The 25955-nt window shown below is 58.8% G+C and carries 18 protein-coding genes and 4 pseudogenes; 7 read left to right on the plus strand and 15 right to left on the minus strand.

From position 1 onward, the window contains the following. Nucleotides 1-426: 426 nt before the first annotated feature. The 5 genes and pseudogenes from QMG25_RS16695 to QMG25_RS16715 form a co-directional block, all read right to left on the minus strand. Nucleotides 427-1184, minus strand: a pseudogene (locus QMG25_RS16695) (IS630 family transposase). 630 nt (nucleotides 1185-1814) lie between these two features. Continuing rightward, nucleotides 1815-3884, minus strand: a complete 2070-nt coding sequence (betT, locus tag QMG25_RS16700) for a choline BCCT transporter BetT (RefSeq protein ID WP_283462161.1) — start codon at nucleotides 3882-3884, stop codon at nucleotides 1815-1817. A gap of 459 nt (nucleotides 3885-4343) precedes the next feature. Then, a complete protein-coding gene (locus tag QMG25_RS16705; RefSeq protein ID WP_283462162.1) occupies nucleotides 4344-4718 on the minus strand; it encodes a cupin domain-containing protein in 375 nt (124 codons plus the stop codon). An 80-nt stretch (nucleotides 4719-4798) separates the two neighbouring features. Beyond that, the gene (locus QMG25_RS16710) at nucleotides 4799-5161 is read right to left on the minus strand and encodes a cupin domain-containing protein (protein ID WP_283462163.1); all 363 of its coding nucleotides are present in this window, start codon (nucleotides 5159-5161) and stop codon (nucleotides 4799-4801) included. 295 nt (nucleotides 5162-5456) lie between these two features. Beyond that, nucleotides 5457-5867 carry a cupin domain-containing protein gene (locus QMG25_RS16715; protein ID WP_283462164.1) on the minus strand — a complete coding sequence of 137 codons (411 nt, stop codon included), beginning with the start codon at nucleotides 5865-5867 and terminating at the stop codon, nucleotides 5457-5459. 243 nt (nucleotides 5868-6110) lie between these two features. Between QMG25_RS16715 and QMG25_RS16720 the strand changes: the two genes are divergently transcribed. The 3 genes and pseudogenes from QMG25_RS16720 to QMG25_RS16730 all read left to right on the plus strand — a co-directional run. Further along, nucleotides 6111-6698 carry a TetR/AcrR family transcriptional regulator gene (locus QMG25_RS16720; RefSeq protein ID WP_283462165.1) on the plus strand — a complete coding sequence of 196 codons (588 nt, stop codon included), beginning with the start codon at nucleotides 6111-6113 and terminating at the stop codon, nucleotides 6696-6698. 684 nt (nucleotides 6699-7382) lie between these two features. Beyond that, complete coding sequence (locus tag QMG25_RS16725) at nucleotides 7383-7598, plus strand: hypothetical protein (protein WP_283462166.1); 216 nt, start codon at nucleotides 7383-7385, stop codon at nucleotides 7596-7598. Between the two features lie 616 nt (nucleotides 7599-8214). Next, nucleotides 8215-8822, plus strand: a pseudogene (locus QMG25_RS16730) (IS110 family transposase); the annotation flags it as partial. Between the two features lie 337 nt (nucleotides 8823-9159). On the opposite strand, the gene QMG25_RS16735 reads toward QMG25_RS16730, so the two are convergent. The 4 genes from QMG25_RS16735 to QMG25_RS16750 are packed head-to-tail and all read right to left on the minus strand — an operon-like array spanning nucleotide 9160 to nucleotide 13379. After that, entirely contained in the window at nucleotides 9160-9981 is an 822-nt protein-coding gene (locus tag QMG25_RS16735) for a carbohydrate ABC transporter permease (protein ID WP_283462167.1), read from the minus strand. After that, nucleotides 9981-10931, minus strand: a complete 951-nt coding sequence (locus QMG25_RS16740) for a carbohydrate ABC transporter permease (RefSeq protein WP_283462168.1) — start codon at nucleotides 10929-10931, stop codon at nucleotides 9981-9983. Before QMG25_RS16740 ends, QMG25_RS16735 begins: the two co-directional genes overlap by 1 nt. Next, nucleotides 10921-12291, minus strand: a complete 1371-nt coding sequence (locus QMG25_RS16745; protein WP_283462169.1) for an ABC transporter substrate-binding protein — start codon at nucleotides 12289-12291, stop codon at nucleotides 10921-10923. Before QMG25_RS16745 ends, QMG25_RS16740 begins: the two co-directional genes overlap by 11 nt. Before the next feature lie 38 nt (nucleotides 12292-12329). Continuing rightward, the gene (locus QMG25_RS16750; RefSeq protein WP_283462170.1) at nucleotides 12330-13379 is read right to left on the minus strand and encodes a zinc-dependent alcohol dehydrogenase; all 1050 of its coding nucleotides are present in this window, start codon (nucleotides 13377-13379) and stop codon (nucleotides 12330-12332) included. Between the two features lie 139 nt (nucleotides 13380-13518). On the opposite strand from QMG25_RS16750, the gene QMG25_RS16755 reads away from it, so the two are divergent. Both QMG25_RS16755 and QMG25_RS16760 read left to right on the plus strand, forming a co-directional pair. Then, the gene (locus QMG25_RS16755) at nucleotides 13519-14292 is read left to right on the plus strand and encodes a FadR/GntR family transcriptional regulator (protein ID WP_283462171.1); all 774 of its coding nucleotides are present in this window, start codon (nucleotides 13519-13521) and stop codon (nucleotides 14290-14292) included. Between the two features lie 64 nt (nucleotides 14293-14356). Further along, entirely contained in the window at nucleotides 14357-14863 is a 507-nt protein-coding gene (locus QMG25_RS16760) for a beta/alpha barrel domain-containing protein (protein ID WP_283462172.1), read from the plus strand. Nucleotides 14864-14871: 8 nt separating this feature from the next. Here the strand turns inward: QMG25_RS16760 and QMG25_RS16765 are convergent. After that, nucleotides 14872-15115: pseudogene (locus QMG25_RS16765) on the minus strand (ATP-binding protein); the annotation flags it as partial. Nucleotides 15116-15135: 20 nt separating this feature from the next. Here QMG25_RS16765 and QMG25_RS16770 point away from each other — a divergent pair. Together QMG25_RS16770 and QMG25_RS16775 are read left to right on the plus strand one after the other, a co-directional pair. Continuing rightward, nucleotides 15136-15378 (plus strand): annotated as a pseudogene (locus tag QMG25_RS16770) (ATP-binding protein); the annotation flags it as partial. Nucleotides 15379-15559: 181 nt separating this feature from the next. After that, on the plus strand, nucleotides 15560-16234 hold the full coding sequence (locus QMG25_RS16775) for an SDR family NAD(P)-dependent oxidoreductase (RefSeq protein ID WP_283462173.1): 675 nt from the start codon (nucleotides 15560-15562) through the stop codon (nucleotides 16232-16234). Between the two features lie 130 nt (nucleotides 16235-16364). Here QMG25_RS16775 and QMG25_RS16780 read toward each other — a convergent pair whose 3' ends face one another. From QMG25_RS16780 to glgX, 5 genes are all read right to left on the minus strand, one after another. Next, the gene (locus QMG25_RS16780) at nucleotides 16365-16580 is read right to left on the minus strand and encodes a hypothetical protein (RefSeq protein ID WP_283462174.1); all 216 of its coding nucleotides are present in this window, start codon (nucleotides 16578-16580) and stop codon (nucleotides 16365-16367) included. 905 nt (nucleotides 16581-17485) lie between these two features. Further along, a complete protein-coding gene (locus QMG25_RS16785) occupies nucleotides 17486-18955 on the minus strand; it encodes an MDR family MFS transporter (RefSeq protein WP_283462175.1) in 1470 nt (489 codons plus the stop codon). A 252-nt stretch (nucleotides 18956-19207) separates the two neighbouring features. Then, a complete protein-coding gene (gene treZ / locus QMG25_RS16790) occupies nucleotides 19208-21013 on the minus strand; it encodes a malto-oligosyltrehalose trehalohydrolase (RefSeq protein ID WP_283462176.1) in 1806 nt (601 codons plus the stop codon). Nucleotides 21014-21040: 27 nt separating this feature from the next. After that, complete coding sequence (gene treY / locus QMG25_RS16795) at nucleotides 21041-23371, minus strand: malto-oligosyltrehalose synthase (RefSeq protein ID WP_283462178.1); 2331 nt, start codon at nucleotides 23369-23371, stop codon at nucleotides 21041-21043. Continuing rightward, the gene (gene glgX, locus QMG25_RS16800) at nucleotides 23368-25605 is read right to left on the minus strand and encodes a glycogen debranching protein GlgX (protein WP_283462179.1); all 2238 of its coding nucleotides are present in this window, start codon (nucleotides 25603-25605) and stop codon (nucleotides 23368-23370) included. The genes treY and glgX overlap by 4 nt, the downstream gene beginning before the upstream one ends. Between the last annotated feature and the right edge of the window lie 350 nt (nucleotides 25606-25955).

Genomic DNA, 25955 nt, shown 5'->3' on the forward strand with positions numbered 1-25955 from the left:
GTCTTGCGCCTGCGGGTCCATCGCGACAGCTGCTCACGCTCTTCATCAGAGAGGTTCAATTCGGCCTTGGGTCGTCCGGTGCATGCCATTCAGCAATTTAAACACTTATTGAACGAATTTACGACGCGGGACACTAGATGATAGTGCGGCATCATAGATGTACGCCGCTGAGTCCCTTATGGAGTCCTCCTTAGACGTTTCCGTTGGGTTCGCCGCTAGTCAACGTCCTATGAAAGACATGGACCTCGCGGGCGGTACGTGATCAGTGTTAAGGGCACTATCATCGCCCTGCTCAGACGAATGAGACTTACCCAACGACTCTGGCAGTTCTTTCGCTTGCATGAGCAGGTGTTGCTACTACTGGCCGAGGAGCGATGCGCGGTAGGTGCTGGAACCATGCATCGCGTGTCTACCTAGTGTAGTGTCTCAGTTTTCCTTGACGGTTTGGAGGGCGACGCGGCCGCGGGTGACTTTTTCGAGGATGGAGTCGGCGGGTGCCGTCCAGAAGAAGGGCTTCGGGTTTTTGTTGTTGTTGTTGATCTGGATATATTCCTCGATTTTTTCGATCAGCTCTGGTACTGAGTGAAAGACTCCCCGGCGCCGGGCTCGCTCGGTGAGGTCCCTGAACCAGCGCTCGACCAAGTTCAGCCAGGACGATGATGTCGGCGTGAAATGCAGGTGGAACCGGGGATGTTAACCCAGCCAGACTTTCACCTCGGCATGCTTATGCGTCGCGTAATTATCGACGATGAGGTGGAACGCCAACCCTGGCGGGACTTCCTTGTCGATGGTTTTCAAAAAATCAAGGAACTCGTTATGGCGGTGTTTGGGTACACGCGATCCGATAACTCTTCCCGTGGCACCCTCAGGCTTGGAAAACTGTGTCAACTCCACGATTTCAGCGATCTTCGACTCCGGAATCACCGGCTTACGCCCCCGCCCGGCGCGACTGCTCCGAGTTCCTTCAACCCCTACTGAGCGAAACGCTTCCGCCAAGCACGCACAGTGGCCGGAGAAACACCAGCCACCCGAGCAATCCACTCATTAGCTAAACCTTCAGCGGCCATCAGCAACACCTGCGCCCGCCGCACCTGACGATGAGAAGCAACCTGAGACTTGGACAAGACCTCCAAGACCTCACGCCGGGCATCACTAAGCTGCTGTGCAGGGGCTGGATTCATCATAAAACCAGCTCAACACTCAAAATGTAAACTATTTTAGAGACACACCACTAGGGTGGCCATTGTGCAGCAGTCCTCCTGGGTGAAGCTGTATTTGCCGCGTTGATGGTTGGTTGTGCCCGGGACTGGACCCACCGAACGTTATAGGTGTGTCGCTGCAGGAAACGGATTCTGTTGTGTCGTAAGCAAGAGAACCTCGGTGGTTCTGCAGTATTTTGGGTCCGTTTTTCGCGCTAGGAGCTACCCGTTGGGGTGGAGCTCGCCGGCGGGTGAGACGTACCGGTAGAGGGGTTGGCGGGTTTCACAATATGGGTCTCGGGCTGGGTCTTGGCAGACATCGCGAGACGGCTTTTCGTTGGAGGCAGTGTAAAGATCCGTCCCCCCTGCGTGTCTTTGGGTCCGGGCTGAAGCGTTGGCCCTAAAGATGCCCGAGGAGCAACGGAGGCCATGGGAATGGAAACTTTTCTATCGGGTGGAGACAGTGGAAAGGCCGACACCCGCTGGGGTGCCGGCCTTTCCACAGTCCATGGGCCTGACCATCTAGGACGAGGGCCTGAGTTTAGATTGATAGTCCGGCCCGAATGTCGTTCTTTCGAACCAGGCCAAGATTAGTTGACCTCCCTTGTCCGAGGACTACTCCAAGGTGGGATCTGTTCTGGGAGTTAATGGCGAGGTGTGAGTGGAAGCGTAGTCTTCCTGGCCCAGGGCGGTAAGGAAGCCGAGGTGGCCTTCGTAGCGGGCTAGGACGTCGTCAATGATTTGTTGCTGGGTCACGCCCATGAGGTCGTAGCCTTCGGAGCCGGTGGATGAGAAGACTTCGGCACGGTAGTAGACATCCTCTTCGTGGAAGGTGCGTCCACCGAAGGTAGGGATGGGGGCCTGGACGGCTTGGATTTGGTAGAGGAAGTCGCGGTGGTCTGGGATAGCGACTACTAGCGCGTAATCGGTGATACCGGCGTATTCGCTTGCGACAGCGGTCAAGGTGGCGTGGTGGTTTTGTTCGTTGAATTCTTGGGTTACTTCGGCGAGGGCGGGTTGCGCGGTGTGTTCGATGAATTCCACTAGACCGGTTTTGGTGGGGTAGGAGCGGATCCCGGTTAGTCGTTGGCGCCAGGTGCGCTCCGGTCCGTCGCTGCCGTGGACTGCTTTTGATTGTTGGCGGAGTGCTTGGCCTTCACGTTGTGCCCGTTCTATCCGTAGTGCTTTGAAGAAGGATGCCATGACCAGCCAGGCGATGATGGTTACTGGTAGGGCGAAAATCAGTGTGGCGTGTTCCATGGTGGTCACTCCGCCTGCTACGAGCATCGCGATGGTGAGAAGTGCGGTGAGGATGGCCCAGAAGATGCGTAGCCATTTGGCCCCGTCTTGGGTTGCGTTAGTGATGCGGGAGGAGAAGTTGGACATCATCATGGCGCCGGAGTTGGCGCTGGTGAGGTAGAACAGCATGCCGGAGAGGGTGCCGAGACCGATGAGGAAGGCGGCTCCGGGGAACATTTCCAGGAGCGCGTACCAGCCTCGTTCGGGGCTGTCTATGGCGAGTTGAGCGAATTCTGTGTTGCCGTTGAGGACCTCGAACATGGCGCTGTTGCCGAAAATGCTCACGACGAGGAAGTCACAGAGCACGGGGATGGTGATGGCGGTGATGACGAACTGCCGCAGGGTTCGTCCGCGGGAGATGCGTGCGAGGAATAGGCCCACGAAGGGTCCCCAGGCGAGCCAGAAGGCCCAGAAGAAGAGGGTCCAGCCGGCCATCCATTCCGAGCCGCCTTCTTCGTAGGCGAATGTTTGCATGGTGCGTCCGGGCAGGGTCACGGCAAAGCGGCCAATGTTCTCCATGAGAGCGTTGAGGAGGAACGCAGTCTGACCGGTCACCAGGATGTACAGCAGCAGGGCTGCGGCGGCCCAGATGTTGAGCTCTGCGATCCAGCGGATTCCTTTGTCCACTCCGGAGGTACATGCGGCGATGGTGAGCACGGCGGCGACTATCACCAGCGCGATTTGCAGGGCTAGGCCCTGCTCTAGGCCAAACATGAGAGAGAAGCCGACGTTTAGCAATACCGCGCCGATGCCCATGGCTGTGGCCACCCCGAAAACGGTACCCACGAGGGTGACGATGTCGATCGTGTCGCCTAAGCCTCCCCGGATGCGCTTACCGAGCAACGGGTATAGGACTGCCCGGATTGATAGGGGGGTGCCCCACCGGTAGGCGAAGTATCCCATGGCCATGCCGAGCAGCGCGTACATGGACCAGCCGGCTATTCCGTAGTGGAACATGGTCCATACCACTGCGTCCTGGGCTGCGGCCGCTGTTTTGCCATCGCCTTCTGGTGGTGTGATGTATTGGGTGATGGGTCCGGTTACGGAGTAGAACAGCATGTCAATACCGACACCGGCGGCGAATAGCTGGGCTACCCAGGTGAAGAGTTTGTACTGGGGACGGGAGTTATCTGGGCCCATCCGCACCGAACCTACCTTGGAGAAAGCCACCCACAACACAAAACCGATCACGACGGTGACGGTGAGTACGTACACCCAGCCAACGTTCGCTGCGACCCATAGCGTGACGACTCTCATGGTGTCGTCGGCGTTAGTGGGGAACACCATCGCCCAAAGTGTGAAAGCGAGGATGATGACAGAAGCAATGATGAACACGATCCAATTGACCTTGGGAACATTGCTCTCGCTACTTTTAGCGCGTTCCATGTCGGGGTCTTTGACCGTGTTGGGTCCGATAGCACTCAAAATTTCAACTCCAGTTCTTCGTCGTTGCTGCATGAAAACAGCACATTATGGTGGTGTACACGGTCTTTAAAGGATCGCTCAGCTAAAAGGTTCCCGCTGTGGGCAGTGGTGTCCCCTTGACGTGCCGATAACGGACCAAAGCCTGAAAAAGCCTCTGCCCCTACCGCAACAAGCAGATACTGCATAGCTGTTGCCAGAGGCGAAGGCACTGCCAGGAAAAGAAAGCTGAACACGGTCACCATCGGCGAACCGGGGGTAAGGCCAGAAAGCCGCCAGCGCTGTCTTCGACGTGGAGGACCAAGAAAGTGCAGGTGAAACGGGTGCTGCCTGAACTGGTACGTAGCCGGCGCCTGAAGGCGGCGGCTACGTACCAGATTACTTAGTGATGCTCAGTAATATTCAGTGATGCTTGGTGTTGCTTTAGGACATGGAGCCGTGGGCGGTGAAGAAGCCTAGGCCGTAGTCGGGGGTTTCGAAGGTGATTTGTGATCCGGCGGGGAAGAAGAGGACGTCGCGTTCCTTGGCGTGGGTTACTTCTCCTGTGACTCGGTCGGTGAGTTTGAATTCGCCCTTGATGACGACTTTCATTTCATCGACTTCGTAGGTGTAGACCAGGGGTTCGGAGGCTTTGAGTTCGAAGAATCCGCTACTCATCACTGATCCGTTGGGGTGGGTGAGTGAGTCACCGATGAATGCTTCGACGCCGGGGATGTTCATGGACGGAAGTCCGATGAAGCCCTTTTCTACCTTGTGGATCGCGCCGGTCTTGGTGGGTGTTCCGAGAACTGTTTCCATTGTTTTCTCCTTTGAAGGGTGGTGCGTAGCTCTGACTTATGGTTGTCAGGACTGTTGTGGGTGGGTGGTCTTTGGTGGGGTTAGAAGATGACGAAGACTTTGCGCAGGGTTTCGTGGATTTCCCAGTTCCCGCTCCAGCCGCGGGGGACGAAGACCGCGTCTCCGGGTCCCACGAACTCGGGCTGCCCGCCGTCGGCGGTGATGGTCATCGACCCGGAGAGGACGTGCAGAAATTCGTGTGTTTCCAGGACCCAGCGAGAGGGCCCGGCCGTGCATTCCCAAATACCGGATTCGGCACCGTTCTCGTCCTTGAACAGGTAGCTTCCGCGAGTATCCATCTGCGGACCGGTCGCTTCAGGACACGGACCCCAATCCTCTAGCTCCGTAACGTTCTCCGCGTCGCGAATCAGGCTGGCAGAGATGGAGGGTGTCTGTGCGGTCATGAGATTTCCTTTTCGTGGGGGACTACCAGCCACTTTTGCCGATAGAAATATTTGTTGGTGATTCACAACGGACCAAAGCGCCCTCAGCTGCGGTATGCACAGTCTTCCGCCTTGTCCAGGCGTGCTGTTAACCCACGTCCAAGAGGACCTATGCCCACTGACAAAGCGGAGCGTGATTATTCCGGCTTCGACTCCGGATTACCACGCCCGCTCCACTGGTCATACCAGAGGAGTTGATCAACCTCTAGGGGTGGAACAGCGTACAAGCGTTCTGTCGTGCGGGGATCTACCAGGGTTAGAGTTCTTCGTATTTGAAAGAGTGTGACTCTTCACCGTCGGGGTTGGGGCCATAGATGGTGTACATCCGGGCGTAGACGGGTGCTGAGTATCGGCCTATCCCTCCGGGATTAACGCGTGCCGAATCGCCTGGCTTCAGGATGACAGTCTTGCCTTGACTCTCGATGTGGAGCTCGCCCTCCAATACGAAAGCAGTTTCGCTGTGTGGGTGGAAGTCCTCCCAGGCGCAGGCCTTCAGCTCCCATTCAGAGAGGATGAAGTCGTTCCATGCGCCGGTGGGGTGGGAATTGATGAACCTGCAGCTCAATCGACCCCAATCACCCTTTAGGGCCTTCATGGGCTCCGCTGGCCAGAAATCAATTGCTTCCCCCGACGTCACTGTCGGGGTTTGAGGGGTGCCTGTAGCCATGGCTTTAACCGTCTCTCTCTCATCGGAAGTCTTTAGTGGCACATCAGTCATACGGTCTGATGTGGTGCAGGTGATCAACATCCCATCGTTGTGATGTTTATCACCGTATATGGACTAGTCTCACATGTACAGTTGTTCAAATCAACCGTTCTAGACGAAAAGTTTGGAATATTCTTTTGACCAACACACCTTGACGTACGCGTCCTCGACCGGGGGCGAAACCGGAAGACTGGAGAGTGAACCATGCGGGTATCGGCAGAAGACCGCAAAGAACAGTTGATTGCGGCGACCATGGAATTGATGCGCCGTGAGGGTGTTCAGTCGGTGACCATGCGGGAGATAGCCAAAGAGGCTGCTGCCCCCTTGGCCGCGGCTCATTATTGCTTTGGCAATAAAGATGGGCTTATGGATGCCGCCGCCGAAGCATGGTTCCAGCACATGAACCGCTTTTCCAGCGACGTCCCCGTTCATTTGGGACTTCGCAAAGCGGTGGAAGAAGTGGCCGAAGGATACTGGGGCTCACTGGAGGAAGATCCAGCAAACATGCTCGCTCAGATGGAACTCATTCTCTGGGCCACACGAAATCGTGCCGTCAGCCCGCTGGCCACCAAGATTTATCCCGACTACGAGGTGGAACTCGGAAAGATTTTCTCCTCCGCAGCCCACAACAGTGGTGAACAATGCCTCATCGCCTTCCCCCTGCTGGTCAGGTCCTTCCTCGTGGTCTTCGAAGGAGTAGCCATTCAATGTATGACCGACCCCGAGGCGATAGATCACCGCGGACTGTTCTTCCTGATGATCGATGCGATCCTGATCAAAGCCGGCCTCTAACCGCAGAACTCCCGACGTCGTTTGAATGCTTTGAGGGTTGGGACGTGTTTCGAACGCGGCATCTGAGCGACAGCCTCAGCCCTTGGAGTCCTCAGGCCCTGAAATTGGGCCTGGTCCTTGTGGAGATTCCGACTTCGACGATCGGGTAGACCAAGGGACGTCGGCCGGGGAGAAAGGGGTGGGATGTTGTTGAGTTCCTCGGTGAATAGTGGCAGTGTCTGGACGACTCGTGGGCTACAGGGCACCCTGAGCGTGGTAATGACTTGGTCTGACGGCAGGCAGAGCGTCGCACTTATCGCCGTCCACCTGTCACCAGAGACCTACTCGAGAAGTTGCCGTTCCACTGCCGATTTCATCCAGAGAAGCTCCCGGCCCGAATATTATTTCGTTTTCGCGGGCGACGCGGACGTACCCGGGAAATATGAGAATAAGCGCAGGTCATCTGCCTTCATGGGCTTCCGTTGACCCTTGACATCCCGAGGCGATCCGACGTCGAATATTGATCAGGCATCGGGCAATGGTCGGTGAGGACCAGCCATCGCCACCAGCAACGAAGAAGCCCTGTTCATGACTTGGATTATGATAAAAGTTTCAACCTTTTCACCCGGAACGATTGACTTGAACGTATGTTCATGTCAGGCTTTCACTAATGTAGTGACCCGCCTCACAAAGGAGTTGTTTATCATGCGTAGTCAAACCATCGAGCAGTTGGAAGTCCTCGTCCCCACACGTGATCAACTTCACGACTTGCTCAATAACGCAGAATCCGCGCTCCGGCAGGTGGCAATGGTCCAACGTTCTGCTGGCATCATGGTCACCCGCCATCATCCCGGCCGGTACACGCTCTCGCTCAATGACACTGTTCCCTTTGGAGAAACCTGGGAACAGTCGCTCTCCTAACCGCCCAATGACGATTGCCCTGCCGGACCGCAGCCGGGGAGCACTTGAATGTTTCTAGCGCTGTGTCCGTGAAGGCTGGCGCTGCTTTTCACGTAATCTGAATGGTCTCGTGTCAGCCCCAGCAGTGTCCTTCATTTCAACTCCTGACTCGCTGAGTCGCGGGTCGCCAGCGAATCGGGGCCAGCCATCATGTGTAGTGAAGCGGTGCCACCGGCCTGCGTTGTGACGTACAGCGAGATCGAACGTGCTTTGGGGATTGATCCCTGGCACGCGGGCCGGGCCGTATTATTGCTGGATGATGACGTGCCGTGATGACGATTTGCTTAGCCTTGATCTCTAATTGTTCTTAGCAGGTCTGGTACCCGCTGGCAGGATGGTGCTGATCCACCGGGATGTGACTCAGCCGCGATCTGGTCTTTGACAATGGTCAATGTGCCTTTCGGTAGACCCGCCCATCCGGGTGGAGCGGCACCGGCCTGAGCTCTTGCCATGGCTGGACAAAAAGGTTGGCCGCAACCACTGGCTGCGTGCTTCATTAGGGCTTTGCCTGACAACAACTCTATTCCAGATCGATGCCGCCTTGACGGCTTTCAACTGGAACTGGAGGATCACCGTCATGACCATGGTGACGGAAAAGTACGCATACGTCATTGGAATTGACACCCATACACTGACCCATGCCTACACCATTCTCAACACCCGCACAGGCGCATGCGAGCGATGCGAGGCATTCCCAGTGAGTCCCGCCCGGATGCGGCGCGCGATCGCTTGGGCAGGGCGGAACACCGCCGGAGAGGTGCTCGCAGCGGTGGAAGGAACCCGCTCCTGCGGGGCCTCAATCACGACGGCACTAACCGTCGGCAATATCCTGGTGGTTGAGGCAAAGCCGCCGAGGAAGCAGGCCCGTGCCGGAGTCGGGAAAACCAACGAAATCGACGCAACGGCCGCCGCAATGAGCGTGCTGGGCAAAGACCCTACCGACCTCCTGCAGCCACGGGCTGAGGGAGTACGTTTGCGATCAGTGTGCTGCTGGCCAGTCGGCAGCGGATCGACCCCCAACGCACCATGAACCGCGACGCCGTCAATGCCCTGGTCCGCGAGATCGATCCCACTCTCGACACGCGAAAGGCCTTGACCGACCGTCAGCTTGCCGACATCAGTGCCTGGCGCCACCATGCCGGCGATACGACTGAGCACCTCATCGCACGGGAAGAGGTTGGCCGTGGCTCGGAACACTCCCGGAACCATTGCTGGCGATACTCGGCGCCGATGCGGCTGGACCCTTCCAAGTCAACTTCGAATATATCGCAGGAATGCCCATGCAAACCGCTTGAAGAGCGGTAAGGATCTGGGTGAAACGATAGTGGTCGCGCACGCCGCCACTCAAGCCGAGCAAGGCTGCGACATCACTGTTCTCATTGATGACCGCGGGGGCCAAAGGCTTGCCGCTTTCGAGTCCAAAAGCCTGGACCGTCTCAGGACTATCGACTCACAGATGGGGAGCCTGCGAATAATTACGCCACTGACCGTGCTGGAATGGACAGTAGCCGAATTCGAAGCCCTAGCCCTTGAACGCGCCTTCGGCCGCGCCCTGGACAACCCAGCGCTGGGAAATGTAGTAAACAATCAGTACCGGGATGGCCGAAAGCACTGCTCCGGCCATGATTGGTCCATACTGCTGGACGTCACCGGTGCTCATATGCTGCAGCGCGACAGGGGCCGTCATGACGCTCTGACCCTTGACGAAAGTCAATGCCAGAAAAAGCTCGCCCCATGCCATCATGAATGCCAGAGAGGCCGCCGTGGCTAGTGCCGGTGCGGAGACTGGCAGCAGAATGCTGATAAGAGTGCGCATGCGTGAAGCGCCGTCAATTGAAGCAGCTTCCTCTAAGTCCGGCGGAAATTCGCGGAAGTGGCCCAGAATTAGCCACGTGCAGAGCGGAACGGCAAATGTCAGGTAAACAAGGATCAAGCCAGACAAGGTGTCGGCAAGGCCCAGGTTTCCAACCACGACACTCAGTGGAATGAAAAGCAAAACCATGGGCGTCAGGTAACTCATGAGGATGAGCTGACTTGCCACGTTGCGGCCCGGGAACTTGAACCTGGCGATGGCGTAGGCCGCCAGCACTCCCAGAATCATGGCGAGCAAGGTGGTGACGAGGGCAACGATGAGGCTGTTGCCGATGTTCACAAGGAATTTGTCGTTGAACAGGACCTTGACATAGTTGTCCAGACTTGACCGCTCGGGCAACCACGACGGCGTCCGGTAGATCGATGAACGCGGCTTCAGCGAGACGATGATCATGTAGTAAACAGGCGGCACTACGAGAATGGCAAGAAATACCATGCCGAGAACGGTAGCCAGGCGGCCTTGATTCTTCATCAGGTGTCCTTCTTTCTGCGGCTGAGCAACATGATGAAAAGAGCCATGACCGGCAGGATCACCACGGCGTACGCGGCAGCTTGGCCGAGCTGACGGCTCTGCAGGCTCAGGAATGACAGAACAGGGAACGTCATCGTCGTCGTTGACGGTCCGCCCTGGGTCATCAGCCAAATGTTCTCAAATCCGTTAGCTGTCCAAATGGCGGAGATGACTGCGACCACGGCAACTGTTGAACGGATCTGCGGAACTGTGATGTTCACGAACTGCTGCCATGCAGAAGCGCCGTCCATTCGGGCTGCTTCGTAAAGTTCCTTGGGAATGGTCTGCAAGGCAGCCAGAATCGAGATTGCCCAGAACGGGAATCCGCGCCAGACAGTCGCAAGGACCACCGAAACTCGTGCCCAGTCCGGATCGCTCAGGAACGGCACGGGACTCGTGAACGTCTCAAGAGCCACGTTGACGGCGCCATAAGGTGATTCAAACATCAGGCGCAGGCCCATGAATGCAACGAAGCCGGGCATTGCCCACGGCAACATAACCAGAAGACGCCACAGATTGCGGCCTGGCATGGGCCGGTTGAGGATTACCGCAACCACAGTGCCCAAGACCAGCTTGAGCAGCAAGGACACGCCAACGATGAGAACCAAGTTTGCTGCCGCCGAAAGGAATCCGGAGTCAGTCGCAAGTCTGGTGTAGTTGTCTAAGCCGATGAAACGGCCCGGAGAGCCAACCATCCTGTCTGTAAAGCTGTACCAGATCGAGGAAATGGTGGGGTATCCAATAAGGATGACGATGACGGCAACCGCAGGAAGAACCAGCAGCAAACCCAGCCGGGCTTCCTTGCCGGTGGCGGCAGGGCGCTTTCCCTTGTTCCGTCGTGACGTGCCAGTGGTTCCTGCCGGAGCGTTCGCTTCGGCAGGAACCACTGCTTGTTCTGATTTAGCTTGCATGCTGGTTGTATATTGTCTGGCAGGAAGCCTGGGCTTCCGCCATGGCCTTGTCGATGGAAATGTTGTCAACAAGCACCCGCTGAACCATGCGTGGCGTTGAGAAAGCGTTCTGGTAATCGGAGTACGCAGCGTTTGCTGTGTCAGGGAAGGCCGGGGCAGTACCCTTGTCTGCCTGCTCGAGCAATCCGGCGTGAACCGGGCTGTCAGTGAAGACGGGGTACTTCAGCTGTGAATTCAAGACGGGACCGTAGGTCGCGTTCTCCATGAAGTCGGCCATGTAGGTGTCATCGGCCAGTGCCTTGAAGAGGTCCTGCGCCAGAATCTTGCCGGCATCTGAGGTGCTGGACGGAACCACGCGGTAGCGGGGGTCAACAGGGGCAACCTGGCCTGCGGGGCCGGCCGGCAGGGCAGAGTAGGCGCTCGCAGCTGCAAGGTCCGGATCATCTGTCTTCATTGATTGGTACACGCTGCCAGTGTTGACAATGAAAAGCGATTGGCCCGAGGTGAAGGAGTTGTTATCGCCTGCACCGTCCCAAGTGACTACCGACGGCGGGAACTGGCCGTCGTCGAAGGCGCCCTTGATCCACGTCAGGAACGTTGCCGTTTCCGGGGTGTCGATGGTGCACTGCTTGCCAGCGTCGTCAGCGACCCTGCCGCCGAATGACTGCATCATTGACGTGGTCAGGTTGCCGTCAAGGACATTAGAGAGCGCAAAGCCCATGCCATAGGTCTTGGGCGGGTCTTGGGCTGCCTTGGACTGGGCAAGAAGCTCATCCCATGTCTTCGGCGGGGTGTCGAATCCCTTTTCTTTCAGGAGGTCTGCGCGGCTGAACAGCACATTGCCGAAGAAGCCGAACGGGACGCCGAAGATTTTGTCTCCAAAGCTCTTGGCTTTGGTCGCGGCGTCAATTGAGTCTAACCAGCCCTCGTGGGCAGCTCCGACAGCAGCATATGCTTCCGGGACAGGCGATAGCTGGCCACCGGTGGCCATGGTGGACATCAGGTCATACGGTACGGTCATGGCGGTGGGAAGCGATTTGGCTTCGATGGCCCCGGAGGTCTGCTGGACAACTTCGTTTTGGTTTACTTTGACAACTTCAGTTTTGATGCCGAGGTTGTCCCCCCAAGCCTTGATGCGTGCGGCTTCGAGGTCATTGCTGGATTCTGGGAAGGTCAGTCCAATCCAGTAGGTGAAATTGCCCTTGAAATCCTTGGCGGCTTGGGCCACCTCGGCCGACGGGGTCCCCAATCCTTCAGCAGCAACGGCATCGGTGTTTGAGGTGCCGGACGAACAGCCCGTGGCCAGCAAAGCGAAGGCTGCCAGGACGCCAAGTCCTTTGATTTTCCTAGAGTGACGCATCTTTGTGTCCTTTTCCTAGTTGTGTTCTGAAGAGAGCTTTAGCCGGTGAACTGAATGTGCACCTTGAGCGGAGAGTCACCAGTTTTAGGAGGTTCAAAAACCTCCAGGATTCTTTGGATCGGCACTGTCTGTTCCACGAGCCAAGAGATGTCCAGCTGGTTCTCGGTCAGAAACTCAAGTGCCGGTTTCAGCCCGCCAGCAAAGCGCAGCGTGGAGGTGACCCAGGATTCCGCCTGGGTAACGTATTTGTGCGGAATACCAATACTCGCGGGCAGGTTCCCTACCAGCACTACATGTCCTGTGCCAGGGCAGGCCGCCAGCAGAGCGAGTTCCACTCCTGCAGGATGGCCAGACGCGTCAAATACGACGTCGTAGTAGCTTCCCTGGGCGAAGCCGGCTTTCAGCTCGTTTTCGCTCAGTGCGTAGTCGGCGCCATGTTGGACGGCTGTGCCGGCGCGGCGCTCACTGACATCAGTGACAGTGACGGAAGTGGCTCCTAGCGCCTGTGCGGCTTGGGCTGTGAGCTGCCCAATTGCCCCTCCCCCCACAACCAGCACCAATTTACCGGCAACCGGGGTCTTTCGTGCCGCATGCAAGGCAACTGCCATCGGTTCAAGCAAGGCACCTTCGGCAAGGGTGATTCCCTTCGGCAATGGCAGGACATGTGTGGCGGGAATGGCTAGATATTCCTGGAGCGCCCCATCCCGGTGCGGTGTGACTGCGGCCGAACCAAGGTAGCGAGTGTGCTGACATAGATTGTCGAATCCGCTCTTGCATTGCTCGCACTGCCCACAGGAAAGGCCGGGGATCAGAGCAACTGCCGTACCCGGAACAAGTCCGCGGACGCCGTCTCCCAGCCCTGCGATGGTGCCGCTTACCTCGTGTCCCAAGACCAAGGGCGCGTTGATGGCGTAGGAAGATGTGCCCTGGAAATATGCGGTGTCCGATCCGCAAATGCCCACGGTGTGAATTTTTACCAGGACCTCGCCCGCCGCAGGGATGGGTCGCGTGCGGCGTTGCAGTTGTAATTCCCCTGGTCCCGTGAGCACTGCCACGGTCTGGGTTGTGGCTGAAGCAGTAAGTGGCATGAGTCACAAGTTACAGCAAACCTATCAGCCTGTCAACCTATGTGACAGGTAGAAAGTGACTGGTTATGATTGGGTAATGGAGTAACTCCATATTCATTTGCACCTCCACTTTGGTGAGGTGAATTTCCAAGGGGGATGCGTGCATACGCCATTGACTCGCACCAAACTCAGTCTGCAGATCTTCGATGTCATGATTGCGCACATCATTGACAATGATTTACAGCCAGGCAGCGCATTGCCGTCCACAGCTGCGCTGTGCGAACAGTTTGCCACGAGCCGGCCAGTGGTTCGCGAGGCACTGAGCGCGTTGGAAGCAGTGGGCTTGGTCGAGGTACGCAATGGCCGAAATGCTGTCGTGAAGGAACTCGATGGCCACCTGATCAAGCTGTTTCTGTCAAGAGTCCTGCATAACAACAAGCGGCCCCTGACCGACATGATGGACGTACGCATACCCTTGGAGATCCAGGCCGCACGGCTAGCGGCCGAACGTGCTTCCGCCGAAGACCACCAGATCATTGATGAACTGCTTCTCCAAATGGATGAATCGTTGCTCGACACTGTCGGCTACCCGCTTCTGGACATCGCTTTTCATTTGGCTATCGCAAGGGCTACCGGAAACGGAGCGCTTGAATGGTTTAGCGACGCCTTGAGGCACGAGCTGACAACGGTGATGGTTGAGGTCCGACGCTACCGTGAAGTAAATGATCTGGTGGGTGACGAACAGCGCCAGCACCGCAAGATTGCCGCCGCTATCCGTGCCGGAAATGTCGAAGCAGCGGAATTGGCCATGCGCGAGCACATGAAGTCTGCCGAACGTTACGTGCAAATGATCGAGGAATCACTGTTTGAGGTAGGTGAAGGAACCCTTCTGGAGGTTCTGGAAGCGCGCGTCCTTGACGTCCCAAACCCCTAGGCGATGATCTGCCCACAGACAGCTCACGATCAATCTCAGGACATCTCTGGAAAAATCTATGTCGATGCCCAGCATCATAGCTACAAGCCAACCTGGCCGTCCCTCGGCATTGAACATCCTGATGCAGAATCGGATTGATGCAGTCCTTCGGGTAAGTCTTGCACGTGAATACCGCCCGAGCGTCCAAGCGATCGTTGATGACGGAGATGTGAGTATAGAACTGGCTCTCAACACTGAAGGTGTCATGCAAAGACTCCCGGAACTGCGGGCAGAGTTTGGCGCTGGCGTGGAAATCAGGGTCGGCACACTTACAACGATCGAGCAGACGCATGCTGCCATGGATGTGGGAGCCAATTACCTCGTCACGCCCACAACCCGTCCAGCGATCCTCGACTCGGCAGGACGACGAGGCATTCGCATTTTCCCAGAGGCTCAACGCCAACCATCATTTGCCGTTGGGCGCAGTCAGCAGAACACCACCGGCTTGGGGAACGACTGCGTTTCGTCAACTTTAAGTCGGCCGTTCGGCGCTAAGAATCCTGCCATGTGGGCATGGTTTCCTGCCGTTTGAGCGGTTGCTTATTTCATCAGGGCATCCTTGACCCGATAGGACTCGCCGCGGAACAGGAGGAGTCGTCCGTGATGGACGATTCCGTCGATGACGGCGGCGGCCATGGTGTCATCGCCGAATACGGTTCCCCAGCGGGAGAACTCGAGGTTGGTGGTGATGATCAGGCTACGTTTCTCGTAGCCGTCGGCGATGACTTGGAACAGGAGCCTTGGCTCCCTCGGTATCGATCGGCAGGTAGCCTAGCTCGTCAATCTATGCGGATGTCGGCATAGATTGACGAGGTCGGCTACATGCCCTTTGACCAAGACGCCGAGAATCTGTTCTTCCAACTCTTCTCAGGTCGCTGCGAACACGCCTCGATGATCCTGACCTCGAACCTGCCCTGCGCACGAGGGGGAGACGTCTTCGGAGACCTGACCATCGCCTCAGCCATGATCGACAGAATCGTCCACCACGCCGGCGTCATCAGCTACCGGCTACGAAAACACCAAACCATCGACACTACGACGCAATAGAAAAACACAACCAGTGGTCCTATTTTCAAACGGCACTACTGGACCTATTTTCGACTGGCGTCAACAGATCGCGTGACGTAGACTCACGCACGTTCGGGCATGTCGCCGGTGATCCTGCAAAACTAGCGCCCAACCCGACTGCGCTATTGTCCCGACAATAAATCAATCGAAGGAATTCACCGTGCCTGTCATCGCCATCATCGGAGCTGGACCAGGACTCGGAGCGGCAGTCGCGCGAAGGTTTGGCCGCGAAGGCTTCTCTATAGCACTGATTTCCAGGAACCAGTCGAAGCTTGACGTCATGGCCGAGGAGCTTACGGCAGGCGGCTTGACTGCGCGTGGTTACGCCGCGGACGTGCTGGTCCCGTCGGAGCTTGAGGGCGCCCTTGCGCGTGCCGCGGCCGAGCTGGGATCCATCACCACGTTGCAGTACAGCCCGCTCCCGTCGCGTGAATACCTCAAGCCCGTGCTCGAGATGAGTCCTGAGCTGGCGATGGAGGCATTGCGCTTCTCGGCTCTCGGGCTCGTTCATGCGGTGCGTACGGTGCTACCAGCGATGCGTCAAGCAGGAAGCGGAAGCGTCATCCTGATCAACGGAGGAACCTCGGTGAAGGCGCGCGCCGACTTCGCCGGCACATCGCTCGCTTTCCCGGCCGAGAGCGCCTACGGTGAGATGCTTCACGACGCGCTCGAAGTTGACAGCATCCGAGTCGCACAACTCGTGATCCCCGGGGGCATTCCTAAGCTTCAGCTTCCCAACGGCATTGACGACGTCGCCGATCGCATTTGGAGCCTCCACGCCGTTGCGGGTCCGTTCCGCACCATGCTCATCCCGCTCGAGGATGGCAGGGAGTAGCGGCACTATCGACGTCGGCCATGTTTGCTGCCCCATCGTTACGTCCTCCCTTATATGGGAGCCGAAAGGGCAACATGCTGTTTGCCGCTGACAGAACAACTGTCAAGCACGGGGTTTGGTGGAGGGTTTTTTAGACCCGTTCCAGCGTTTTGGGGGCGGGTAGATTTGAGTAGTGGTTGGCGTCTGCTTCGACTGGCGGGGTGTATCCGATTTCTCCGTGGAGTCGTCGGTGGGTGCACCAGTCGATGTATTCAGCAACGGCTATTGCAAGGCCGTTGATGCTTGTCCAGGGCTCTTTGCTCCTGATCAGTTCAGCGTTGAAGAGTGCACTGAGGGCTTCGGCCATGGCGTTATCTTAGCTTTAGCCGGCTAATAGTTGGTGGTGCTGCGCCATAACCGGCTAATTGTGAAGGCCTATTGCGGTGTGATGTGTGGTCTGCCTTCGAGTTGTCGGAGGCGTCTTCTTGGTTGCGGACCCGTGCGGCTAGTGTGTCTATGAGTGCCCCCAGACGGGTGATCTCGATGGAGAGATTCTTCCCAGCGTCCAGGTGTGTTTCGGCGATGCTTTGGTGGATGATTTCGCGTGCGGCCGCGTTGCGGTAGCGGCGTGAGCGCGGGATGCCTAGCTGGGCTGCTATCGCGGTGATGTTGATCCGGGAGCCCTAGCTGGCGGGCTGGTGCAGGGCTGTTTCGAGTTGCTCATTCAATGGTTCTGTATTCATGCTGTGCTGGTTTCCTTGAATGAGTAGGTCGAGCTGTTTGACCAAGGCGTGGTGCCTTCGTGCTTCGCTGTCCCAGCCGCGCCCGATGGCGTCCTGGGCCAGCAGGGCGGCGTCTTTGCGTTGGGCTTGAAGGACTGGGAGGTTGCTGTTCTCAGTGCGGAAGCTGGGGAAATGCCCACAAGTATTCGCTTAGGGCCGATTTCTAGTGATCGTTGCAACGCCCGCCCACGTCGTCGCAACAGATGTCCTTAAGCTTCCCGAGAGAGGCCATAAGCCAGTTCGTGTATTCACAGAGCCGGATCAGACGCTTGTTGTATCCGGATTTGCCCGACAGACAGACTGACAGGGGGACTTGCCCTGGTAGGGTTCCGTGGCGCAGCCACCTGGCTTCGGAGACGACCCCGGGCAGGGCCTGAATCAACGCCAAAGTCATCACATCGGCACCGGCGGGAGTCTCCCAGTTCGACGTCGGAGAGCCAACGCCGATTCTGAACACCTTGACATCAACCAGCCAGCGACCGAAAGAGGCCTACAGGGCCACCGCAGTTTCCTTCGCTGGAGAATCGCTGTCCTCGGTAAGAGCAGCTTTGCCCATGAAAGCAGCAATGACAACGATGCCCAAAGACACAAACGCGGCAACCATGAATGCATTGCTCAACCCACTGACCTGAGCGGCGATTTCTTTTTTGCCAGTGGCGGCAGCTGCCAACGTACCTGCTGACATGACGCCCACCAAGAGCGCTGTGCCAGCCGCGCCGCCCAGTTGCTGGAGGGTGGAAAGTACCGCAGATCCGTGCGAGTGCAGTGAATGTGGCAGGGGGTTGAGCCCCGCCGTGAAGGCGGGCGTAAAGATGAACGCCAGCGCCAGGGACATCATGAGGTGCAGGCCGATGATCATGAGCAGCGGGGTGTTTTCATCCAGCCGGGTGTAGCTGAACAAAGCGATAGCGAGCAGGGCGCCGCCTGGCATCAGCAGCGGTCGAGCTCCAATCTTGTCAAACAGCTTGCCCACCCAAGGTGCCAGCAGTCCCATGAGCAACCCGCCGGGAAGAAGTATCAATCCCGTGGTCAGAACATCGAGTCCTCGGACGTTCTGAAGGTACATGGGCAACAGGATAATGACACCGAAGAGAGCCACCATGGCTAGGACCATCAGCGCCAAAGCCAGGGTGAATTGACGGATCAGGAAAGGACGGAGATCCAGCAGCGCACGATCCTTGCGTTGCAACCGCAGTTGCAACATGACGAAGGCTGCCATGGACACCAGCGAAATGACCAGAGACAGCACGGCGATCTGTTGGGTTGCTGTTTCGGGTGAACCGATTCCGCTGAGCCCGTAGACCAGACCTCCAAAAGCCGGGACGGAAATCAGCACGGACGGAATGGATAGCTTGCTGCTGGCTCGTTGATTCTCCCCGGTGAGGAGCCTCGAACCCAAAATCAATGCGATCACCGCGACGGGAAGGACGAAGATGAACATGAATCGCCATGAGAGAGAGTTCAAAATTATCCCGGACAAGGTAGGACCAATGGCAGGCGCCACCGAAATTACGATGGAGACATTGCCCATGATGGCGCCGCGACGGTGCGATGGCACCAAATCCAAGATGGTGGTCATGAGCAAAGGCAACATGATCGCCGTGCCGGAGGCTTGGATGACCCGAGCCAAAAGAAGCACTTCAAAGCCCGGAGCCAAGCCTGCCAGCAGGGTTCCGGCCGAGAACAAACCCATTGCCAGGATGAACACCGTCCGAATGGAAAAGCGGCTAAGTAAATACCCCGTGGCGGGAATGACAACTGACATGGTCAGCAAAAACGCTGTGGCCAGCCACTGGATGGTTGAAGATGAGACGTTGAATTCCTGCATCAGGCGGGGAAGAGCGACGTTCATGATGGTTTCGTTCAAGATCACCACAAATGCCGAAACCAACAGGACTGCGATTGTAGTGCGGTCTGTTGTCGAGAGCCGTTCAGGCGCTGCATGGATGGAAATAGACATAAGTGATCCTGAAGCTGGTGGTTGAGAGTTGCGGAATACTGGTGGCCGGCAAGGCCGCCCTACCCGTCGAGACCCGTCGAGTAAATTCGACTCACATTTGAAAGCGTCACTGCTCGCGTATCTATTCCCACCGCAAAGCCACTTTTCCAGCCGTGCACACCACGGCATACGCCCCGCACCGGTTCACGAGAGCATGGTCGTCTTCACCACTGTTGCAACGGCCAGAGAGAACCTCAGGGTTCCGTCGCTGGCTCAGGCGCCTTCCGTGCCATCTTGTTGCGCGAGGATAGCAGCGCTGTGGCCGGGAAGTTCAAGCAGCGCCGAGGACCCATTGGAAACCACACGTGCGCCGTCATCGGTGACCAGCAGCAGATCAGTTCCCTGGACGGGGATTTGTGCTGTCTTGAGGGAGAAGTTCAACGCCACATCAATCCCATCCCTGTGCAACACCAGCCATTGTGCTTCTTCATCGAAGTCCACTGAGGTGCCGGCAAAACCGGGCTGGCTGAGTTCCGGGGTGCCCCGGCGCAGGGCGATCAGGCGCCGGTACAAATCCAATAGTCGGGCGTGATCGCCGCTGGCTGCTTCGGACCAATCCAGCTTGGAGCGGAGGAACGTCTCGGGGTCCTGCGGGTCGGGGACCAGCGCAGGATCCCATCCCATCCGTTCGAATTCCTTGATGCGTCCCGTGGCGGTTGCTTCCGCCAGCTCCGGCTCGGGGTGGGAGGTGAAGAACTGCCACGGAGTACTGGCTCCGTATTCCTCGCCCATGAACAGCATGGGCGTGAACGGCGAGGCGAGGGTGGCCACGGCGGCAACGGCAAGCTGCCCGTAGTTGAGTGATTGGGAGAGCCTGTCGCCGGCGGCACGGTTGCCGATCTGGTCGTGGTTCTGGATGCACACCACCAGCGCCGAGGGATGCACAGCGGCAGTGTCAATCTCCCGGCCATGGTGGCGGCCACGGAAGCTGGAGTAGCTGCCATTGTGGAAAAAGCCTTTTTCCAGCACTTTTGCCAGGGTGCCGACGGAATCGAAATCGGCGTAGTAGCCAGCGGTTTCGCCACTGACATTGACGTGCAGGGCGTGGTGGAAGTCGTCGCTCCATTGCGCCCGCAGTCCACAGCCGTTCTGGCTTCGCGGATACAGCAGGCGTGGATCGTTGATATCCGACTCGGCGATCATGGCCACCGGACGTCCCGTCCCGGCGGAAACAGCATCGGCAAGTTCGCCGAATTCCTCAAGCAAGGGCCGCGCCCGATCGTCCTTGAACGCGTGCACGGCGTCGAGCCGCAAACCGTCCACGTGGTAGTCCCGCAGCCACATGGCGGCGTTGTCAAGGATATAGCTGCGGACGGTGTCCGACCCCGCGCCGTCCAAATTGACCGAATCACCCCACGTGTTGCCCGCACCCTCCTTCAGGTAGGGACCAAAACGCGGAAGGTAGTTCCCGCTGGGCCCCAAGTGGTTGTAGACCACGTCCTGGATGACACCCATCCCAGCCTGGTGAGCGGCGTCAACAAAACGTTGGTACGCCCTCGGCCCGCCATAGCCCTCGTGGACCGCGTACCACAGGACGCCGTCGTACCCCCAGTTGTGCGTGCCGTTGAACCCGTTGACCGGCAGCAGCTCAATGAAGTCCACGCCCAGCTCCGCCAGGTAATCCAGCTTCCCTGCGGCGGCATCCAAGGTGCCCTCACTGGTGAAGGTGCCCACGTGCAGCTCATACATGACCGCGCCCGTGAGCTCACGACCCTGCCACTGCTCGTCGCCCCAGACGTGGCCGGAGGGGTCGAAAGTGCAGGAGCGCGCATGCACGCCGTCGGGCTGGCGGCGGGACCGCGGGTCAGGCAGCACGTCGGCTTCCCCATCCAGGCGGTAGCCATACTCAACCTCCCCGTCGGCAGGGGCGTCCGCAGCCGTCCACCAGCCCTCGTCCCCGGGAGCCTCATGGGCACGGCGGGTCATGGCATGGTCGCGGTCCCCGGCCAGCAGCGTCACGGAGTCTGCGTTCGGAGCCCAAACGTCAAAGCGTTCGCTGCCGTGTGCCTGCAAGGTCATACCAGTGTTCCTTCCATTGTGGGCCGGCTATGCCTGCGTCGGCACCAACAGCGCAACGGGGTAGCTGCCCAGGATGTCGCCGACCAGCGCATCGCCTGCGCTGAAGCTGCGGCCGGTGAGCTCGTCGCCCATGTCCGTTTCGAGGCGGATGCGCGTTTCTTGCCAGCCGTCCTTTTGTTCCAGGCCGCGCGGCAGCCTGGTGGCCAGTGTCAACGCGCCTCCGCCGGTGCCTTCGCCGCGGTTGAAGGCGAGCAGGTGATTCGCCGCCGACCCTGCGGCCTGCACCGGGGTGTATCCGCGGAACAGCTCCGGCCGGTCCCGACGCAGGCGCAGCGCACGCGAGACCACCAACAGTTTTGTCTCTTCCGCCAAGCACGACGCCGGGAGGTTGCCACCGTCCAGGCGCTCCAGTGCCTGCCTGCGTGAGTTGAAATCGACAGGCCGGCGGTTGTCCGGATCCGTCAGCGACCGCTCCCAAAACTCGGTGCCCTCATACACGTCGGGGACGCCCGGCATGGTCAGCTGCACCAGTTTTGCCGCCAAGGAGTTGGAGGCGCCATACGGGTTCAGCAGTGATACCAGCGCTTCGAGTTCCTTGTTGACCTCGGGATGGTCGAAGGCAGCATCGACGGCTTGTGCCAACAGCCTTTCGAAGTCCTCGTTGGGATCCGCCCAGTCGGTGGAGTTGCCTGCCTCCCTGGCGGCCTTCCGCGCGAACCCTTGGAGGCGCTCGCGATCAGCCGGCCAAACACCGGCGATGGACTGCCACAACAAGTTGGGCAGCGGGCCCTCGGGGAGCGGGGTGAGTTCATGGACACGGTCCAGGAACAGTCTCCATTCGGGGACCAACTCGGCCAGCACGGAGATCCGCGCCCGAGTGTCCTCGCTGCGCTTGGTGTCATGGGTGCTCAGCGTGGTCATGGACAACGGGATCTGCTCCAGGCGGATCCGCATCCGGGCATGGAATTCCTCCGCGGTGATGGCGAACTCCGTGGGGTCCGCACCAACTTCGGTGAGGGTTCCCAGCCGGTTGTGGCGGAAGAACGCGGAGTCCTCCACACCCTTGGCCATGACCATGCCGGAGGTCTGCTGAAAGCGCCGGCCGAGTTCCGCGTCGTCGCCGGGGCCCGCGTTGAGCAGCAGCGGCAGAAGCAGGTCAACGGCGGCCTGCAACTCCGGACGCCGGCTGCCTGCGTCTTGGCACGCCTTGCGCAGAACGTCGGCGCCCTCGGGCAGATACGTGCGGTACACCGGAAACGCGGCAATGATCTCCGAGAGCGCATCGGCGCTCTCGTCCATGCCGAGAGCCAGGCTGCCGGGCACCAGGCGGGCCAGCCTGAGGATCTCCGAGTGCAGGATCCCGTTGGTGACCCGGCGCTTGGTGCCGTGAATGGTCTCTTCGTACTGGGGGGACCGCCTGCCACGCGATGAGGCGTCCACAGAATCGATTCCGGACTGGCCGTCGTCGTCAATGAAAATCCGGTCTATGTCCGCCAAGGCGTCATAGCCGGTGGTCCCTTCGCAGTCGAAGGAAGCCGGCAGGGACTCTCCGGGTTCGAGAATCTTCTCCACCAGCACATATTTTCCGTCGATCCCCTCGCGCAGCCTGTGCAAGTAGCCTTCCGGATCGGCCAAGCCGTCCGGGTGGTCGATCCGTATGCCGTCCACCAGGCCTTCACGGAACCAACGCAGGATCTCCTGGTGGGCTGCCGCGAAAACCTCGGGGTCCTCCACCCGGAGGCCGGCAAGCGAGTTCACGGCGAAGAACCTGCGGTAGTTCAGGTCGCTGTCCGCCCGGCGCCACTCGATCAGTTCATAGTGCTGGCGTGCGTGAACGTCCGACGGGTGGTCCCCGGCAGAGTAGCTGCCGGCAGCCAACGGAAAGCGGTGCTCGTAGTAGCAAAGCTCGCCATCCTGGACTTCCAGCGCATCCAGGTCTTGGGAACTGCCCAGGATGGGGATCCTGATGCGGTTGTTCCCGGCTGCCCAGTCGACGTCGAACGCCTTGGCCCACGGCGACTCCCTGCCTTCCTTCAGCAGCGACCACCACCAGGGATTCTGGCTGGGGGTGGCAACACCCATGTGGTTGGGCACAATGTCCACCAGCACGCCGAGGCCTGCTTCCCGGGCGGCCGCGGACAGGGCCAGCAGCCCCTCCGGGCCCCCGCGTTCGGCATCGACGCTACTCGGATCGGTGACATCGTAGCCGTGGGTGGAGCCCTGCTCCGAGGTCAGGATGGGGGAGAGATAGACCCAGTCCACCCCGAGCAGCTTGAGATACGGCACGGTCCGGGCCGCGTCCTGCAACGTGAAATCCGCGTTGAGCTGCAGGCGGTAGGTGGACACGGGCGCCTTCACTGCGACGGCCCGTCCGGTGCGGCCGCGGGGGAGTGCTCCCCAGTCTCCGGCTCTGTCTCCGCTTCCGCTTTTCCTTCCGCAGCCATGGCCGCCAAGGAGGCCTCGGCGGAGTGGCCCACCACTTCCTGCGGGCCGGAGTAGGCGCGCAGGACCAAGGTGGACTTTGCTGCGAGTTCCAGCACGGCTTCGGCCTTGACGGGATCCCTGTCGCCGCGACTGGCGGTGTCGACCAAAATTTCCCAGAAAGGCGAGTGCTCCTTCGACGGGAGCTGGAAGTCCACGGCCTCGTCGGAGGCGTTGAAAATCAGCAGGAAGTTCTTGTCGACAATGTGACGCCCGCGCTTGTCCTTCTCCCTGATGCCGTCCCCGTTGAGGAAGACGCCGATGGAACGACCGAAGCCGTTATCCCAGTCCTCGGGCCGCATGTCTGCGCCGTCGGGCCTGAACCAGACGATGTCCGGAAGCGCCTCGCCCTCTCCGCGGAGCACCGGCCTGCCGTCAAAGAAACGGCTGCGCTGGAAGATGGGATGTTCGGCGCGAATCTTGCTCACCAGTGCGGTGAACTCCACGAGGGGTTGGTCCGCGGTATCCCAGTGCACCCAGCTGAGCAACGAATCCTGGCAATAGGTGTTGTTGTTGCCTTGTTGGGTGCGACCAAGTTCATCGCCGTGCACGATCATCGGGACGCCTTGGGACAGCATGAGCGTGGCGATGATGTTGCGCTGCTGGCGGGCACGCAGGGTCAGCACGGACTCGTCGTCGGTGGGGCCTTCAACTCCGCAGTTCCACGAGCGGTTGTGCGCTTCGCCGTCGTTGTTGCCTTCGCCGTTGGCTTCGTTGCGTTTCTCGTTGTAGGAAACCAAATCGCGCAAGGTGAAGCCGTCGTGGGCGGTGACGAAGTTGATCGAGGCCACGGGGCGGCGCCCGGAATTCTCGTAGAGGTCTGCCGAACCGGTCAGCCGCGAGGCGAACTCGCCAAGGGTTGAAGGCTCCCCGCGCCAAAAATCACGCACCGTGTCGCGGTACTTGCCGTTCCATTCAGTCCATTGCGGCGGGAAGTTGCCTACCTGGTACCCTCCCGGCCCCACATCCCATGGCTCGGCGATGAGCTTGACCTGGGAGATCACCGGATCCTGCTGGATGATTTCGAAGAACGTGGAGAGTTTGTCCACGTCATAAAATTCGCGGGCCAGTGCGGAAGCCAGATCGAAGCGGAAGCCGTCAACATGCATCTCCGTCACCCAGTAGCGCAGCGAATCCATGATCAGCTGCAGCGAATTGGGGTGGCGGACGTTCAACGAGTTTCCCGTGCCGGTGTAGTCCATGTAGTACTGGGGGTCGTCTTCAACCAGCCGGTAGTAGGCGGCGTTGTCGATGCCCTTGAAGGAAAGGGTGGGGCCCAGATGGTTGCCTTCAGCCGTGTGGTTGTAGACCACGTCGAGAATGACTTCGATGCCCGCCAGGTGGAGATCCCGCACCATGGCCTTGAATTCCTGCACCTGATTTCCCTGCTCACCGGTGGAACTGTAGGTGTTCTGCGGAGCGAAGAAACCAATGCTGTTGTAGCCCCAGTAGTTGCTCAGTCCCTTCTCAATCAGGGTGCCGTCGTTGACGAACTGATGAACGGGCATCAGCTCAACGGCAGTGATGCCGAGCTTCTTGTAATGTTCAATCATCACCGGGTGGGACACACCGGAATAGGTGCCGCGTTGTTCCTTGGGGATGTCCTGGTGAAGCTGGGTCAAGCCCTTGACGTGTGCTTCGTAAATGACAGTCTCATGGTAGGGAATGCGCGGATAGCGATCCCCGTCCCATTCGAAAAACGGGTTGATGACAACGCTGTACATGGTGTGTGCCGCCGAGTCGTCCTCTTGGCGGGCTTCCGGATCCTGGAACTGATAGGAAAACAGTGCCGGATCCCAGTCGATTTGTCCATGGATGGATTTGGCGTACGGATCCATCAGGAGTTTGTTGGCGTCGAAACGCAACCCCTGCTTGGGGTCGTATGAACCTTCCACGCGGTAGCCGTAGTGCTGGCCGGGTTGGATCTCCGGCAGATAGCAATGCCAAACGTGCCCGTCCACCTCTTCGACGTCGATCCGGGTTTCCGTCAGGTCGTCGTCCAAAAGACAGAGGACCACCTTTTCGGCGTGCTCGCTGAACAGGGAGAAATTGGTGCCGGTTCCATCGAAGGTGGCTCCCAACGGGTAGGCATTTCCGGGCCAGACTTCCAAGTGTCCTCCAGTGCAGAGTGAATCAATGAGACCTGCGGCTCACGATTGCAGGTTATGAACGCCACAGTACAGGATTCAAAACCAGCCCTTGGGACCATGAACCATTGCGTCAACCAACACCGCAGAATGGGGATCGGCGCCGTCATTTCAGTCTTGTCCCCGACCTCGCCGTCGTTGGTGTCTTCGTTTTTCCTTGGTTTCCTCCGACGGGAAGTGGACGGGGCCACCCATCTCACTGGCCGCCTGCGCAAGTCGAGACCGCGTGCACGACGCGCAAGGCGTTTTTCAAGACACGGGAGAACACCGCTAGGTCCCAACAAGCCTCAGCGAGAATCCGCGGAAAAGGTGGT

Origin of the sequence: Arthrobacter sp. H35-D1 (genome assembly GCF_030063185.1) — a bacterium.
Classification (GTDB): Bacteria; Actinomycetota; Actinomycetes; order Actinomycetales; family Micrococcaceae; genus Specibacter.

Coding starts and splice junctions, on each gene's coding strand:
- betT (WP_283462161.1), bottom strand. CDS start 3,884: ATGGAACGCGCTAAAAGTAGCGAGAGCAATGTTCCCAAGGTCAATTGG.
- QMG25_RS16705 (WP_283462162.1), bottom strand. CDS start 4,718: ATGGAAACAGTTCTCGGAACACCCACCAAGACCGGCGCGATCCACAAG.
- QMG25_RS16710 (WP_283462163.1), bottom strand. CDS start 5,161: ATGACCGCACAGACACCCTCCATCTCTGCCAGCCTGATTCGCGACGCG.
- QMG25_RS16715 (WP_283462164.1), bottom strand. CDS start 5,867: ATGGCTACAGGCACCCCTCAAACCCCGACAGTGACGTCGGGGGAAGCA.
- QMG25_RS16720 (WP_283462165.1), top strand. CDS start 6,111: ATGCGGGTATCGGCAGAAGACCGCAAAGAACAGTTGATTGCGGCGACC.
- QMG25_RS16725 (WP_283462166.1), top strand. CDS start 7,383: ATGCGTAGTCAAACCATCGAGCAGTTGGAAGTCCTCGTCCCCACACGT.
- QMG25_RS16735 (WP_283462167.1), bottom strand. CDS start 9,981: ATGAAGAATCAAGGCCGCCTGGCTACCGTTCTCGGCATGGTATTTCTT.
- QMG25_RS16740 (WP_283462168.1), bottom strand. CDS start 10,931: ATGCAAGCTAAATCAGAACAAGCAGTGGTTCCTGCCGAAGCGAACGCT.
- QMG25_RS16745 (WP_283462169.1), bottom strand. CDS start 12,291: ATGCGTCACTCTAGGAAAATCAAAGGACTTGGCGTCCTGGCAGCCTTC.
- QMG25_RS16750 (WP_283462170.1), bottom strand. CDS start 13,379: ATGCCACTTACTGCTTCAGCCACAACCCAGACCGTGGCAGTGCTCACG.
- QMG25_RS16760 (WP_283462172.1), top strand. CDS start 14,357: ATGCCCAGCATCATAGCTACAAGCCAACCTGGCCGTCCCTCGGCATTG.
- QMG25_RS16780 (WP_283462174.1), bottom strand. CDS start 16,580: ATGGCCGAAGCCCTCAGTGCACTCTTCAACGCTGAACTGATCAGGAGC.
- QMG25_RS16785 (WP_283462175.1), bottom strand. CDS start 18,955: ATGTCTATTTCCATCCATGCAGCGCCTGAACGGCTCTCGACAACAGAC.
- treZ (WP_283462176.1), bottom strand. CDS start 21,013: ATGACCTTGCAGGCACACGGCAGCGAACGCTTTGACGTTTGGGCTCCG.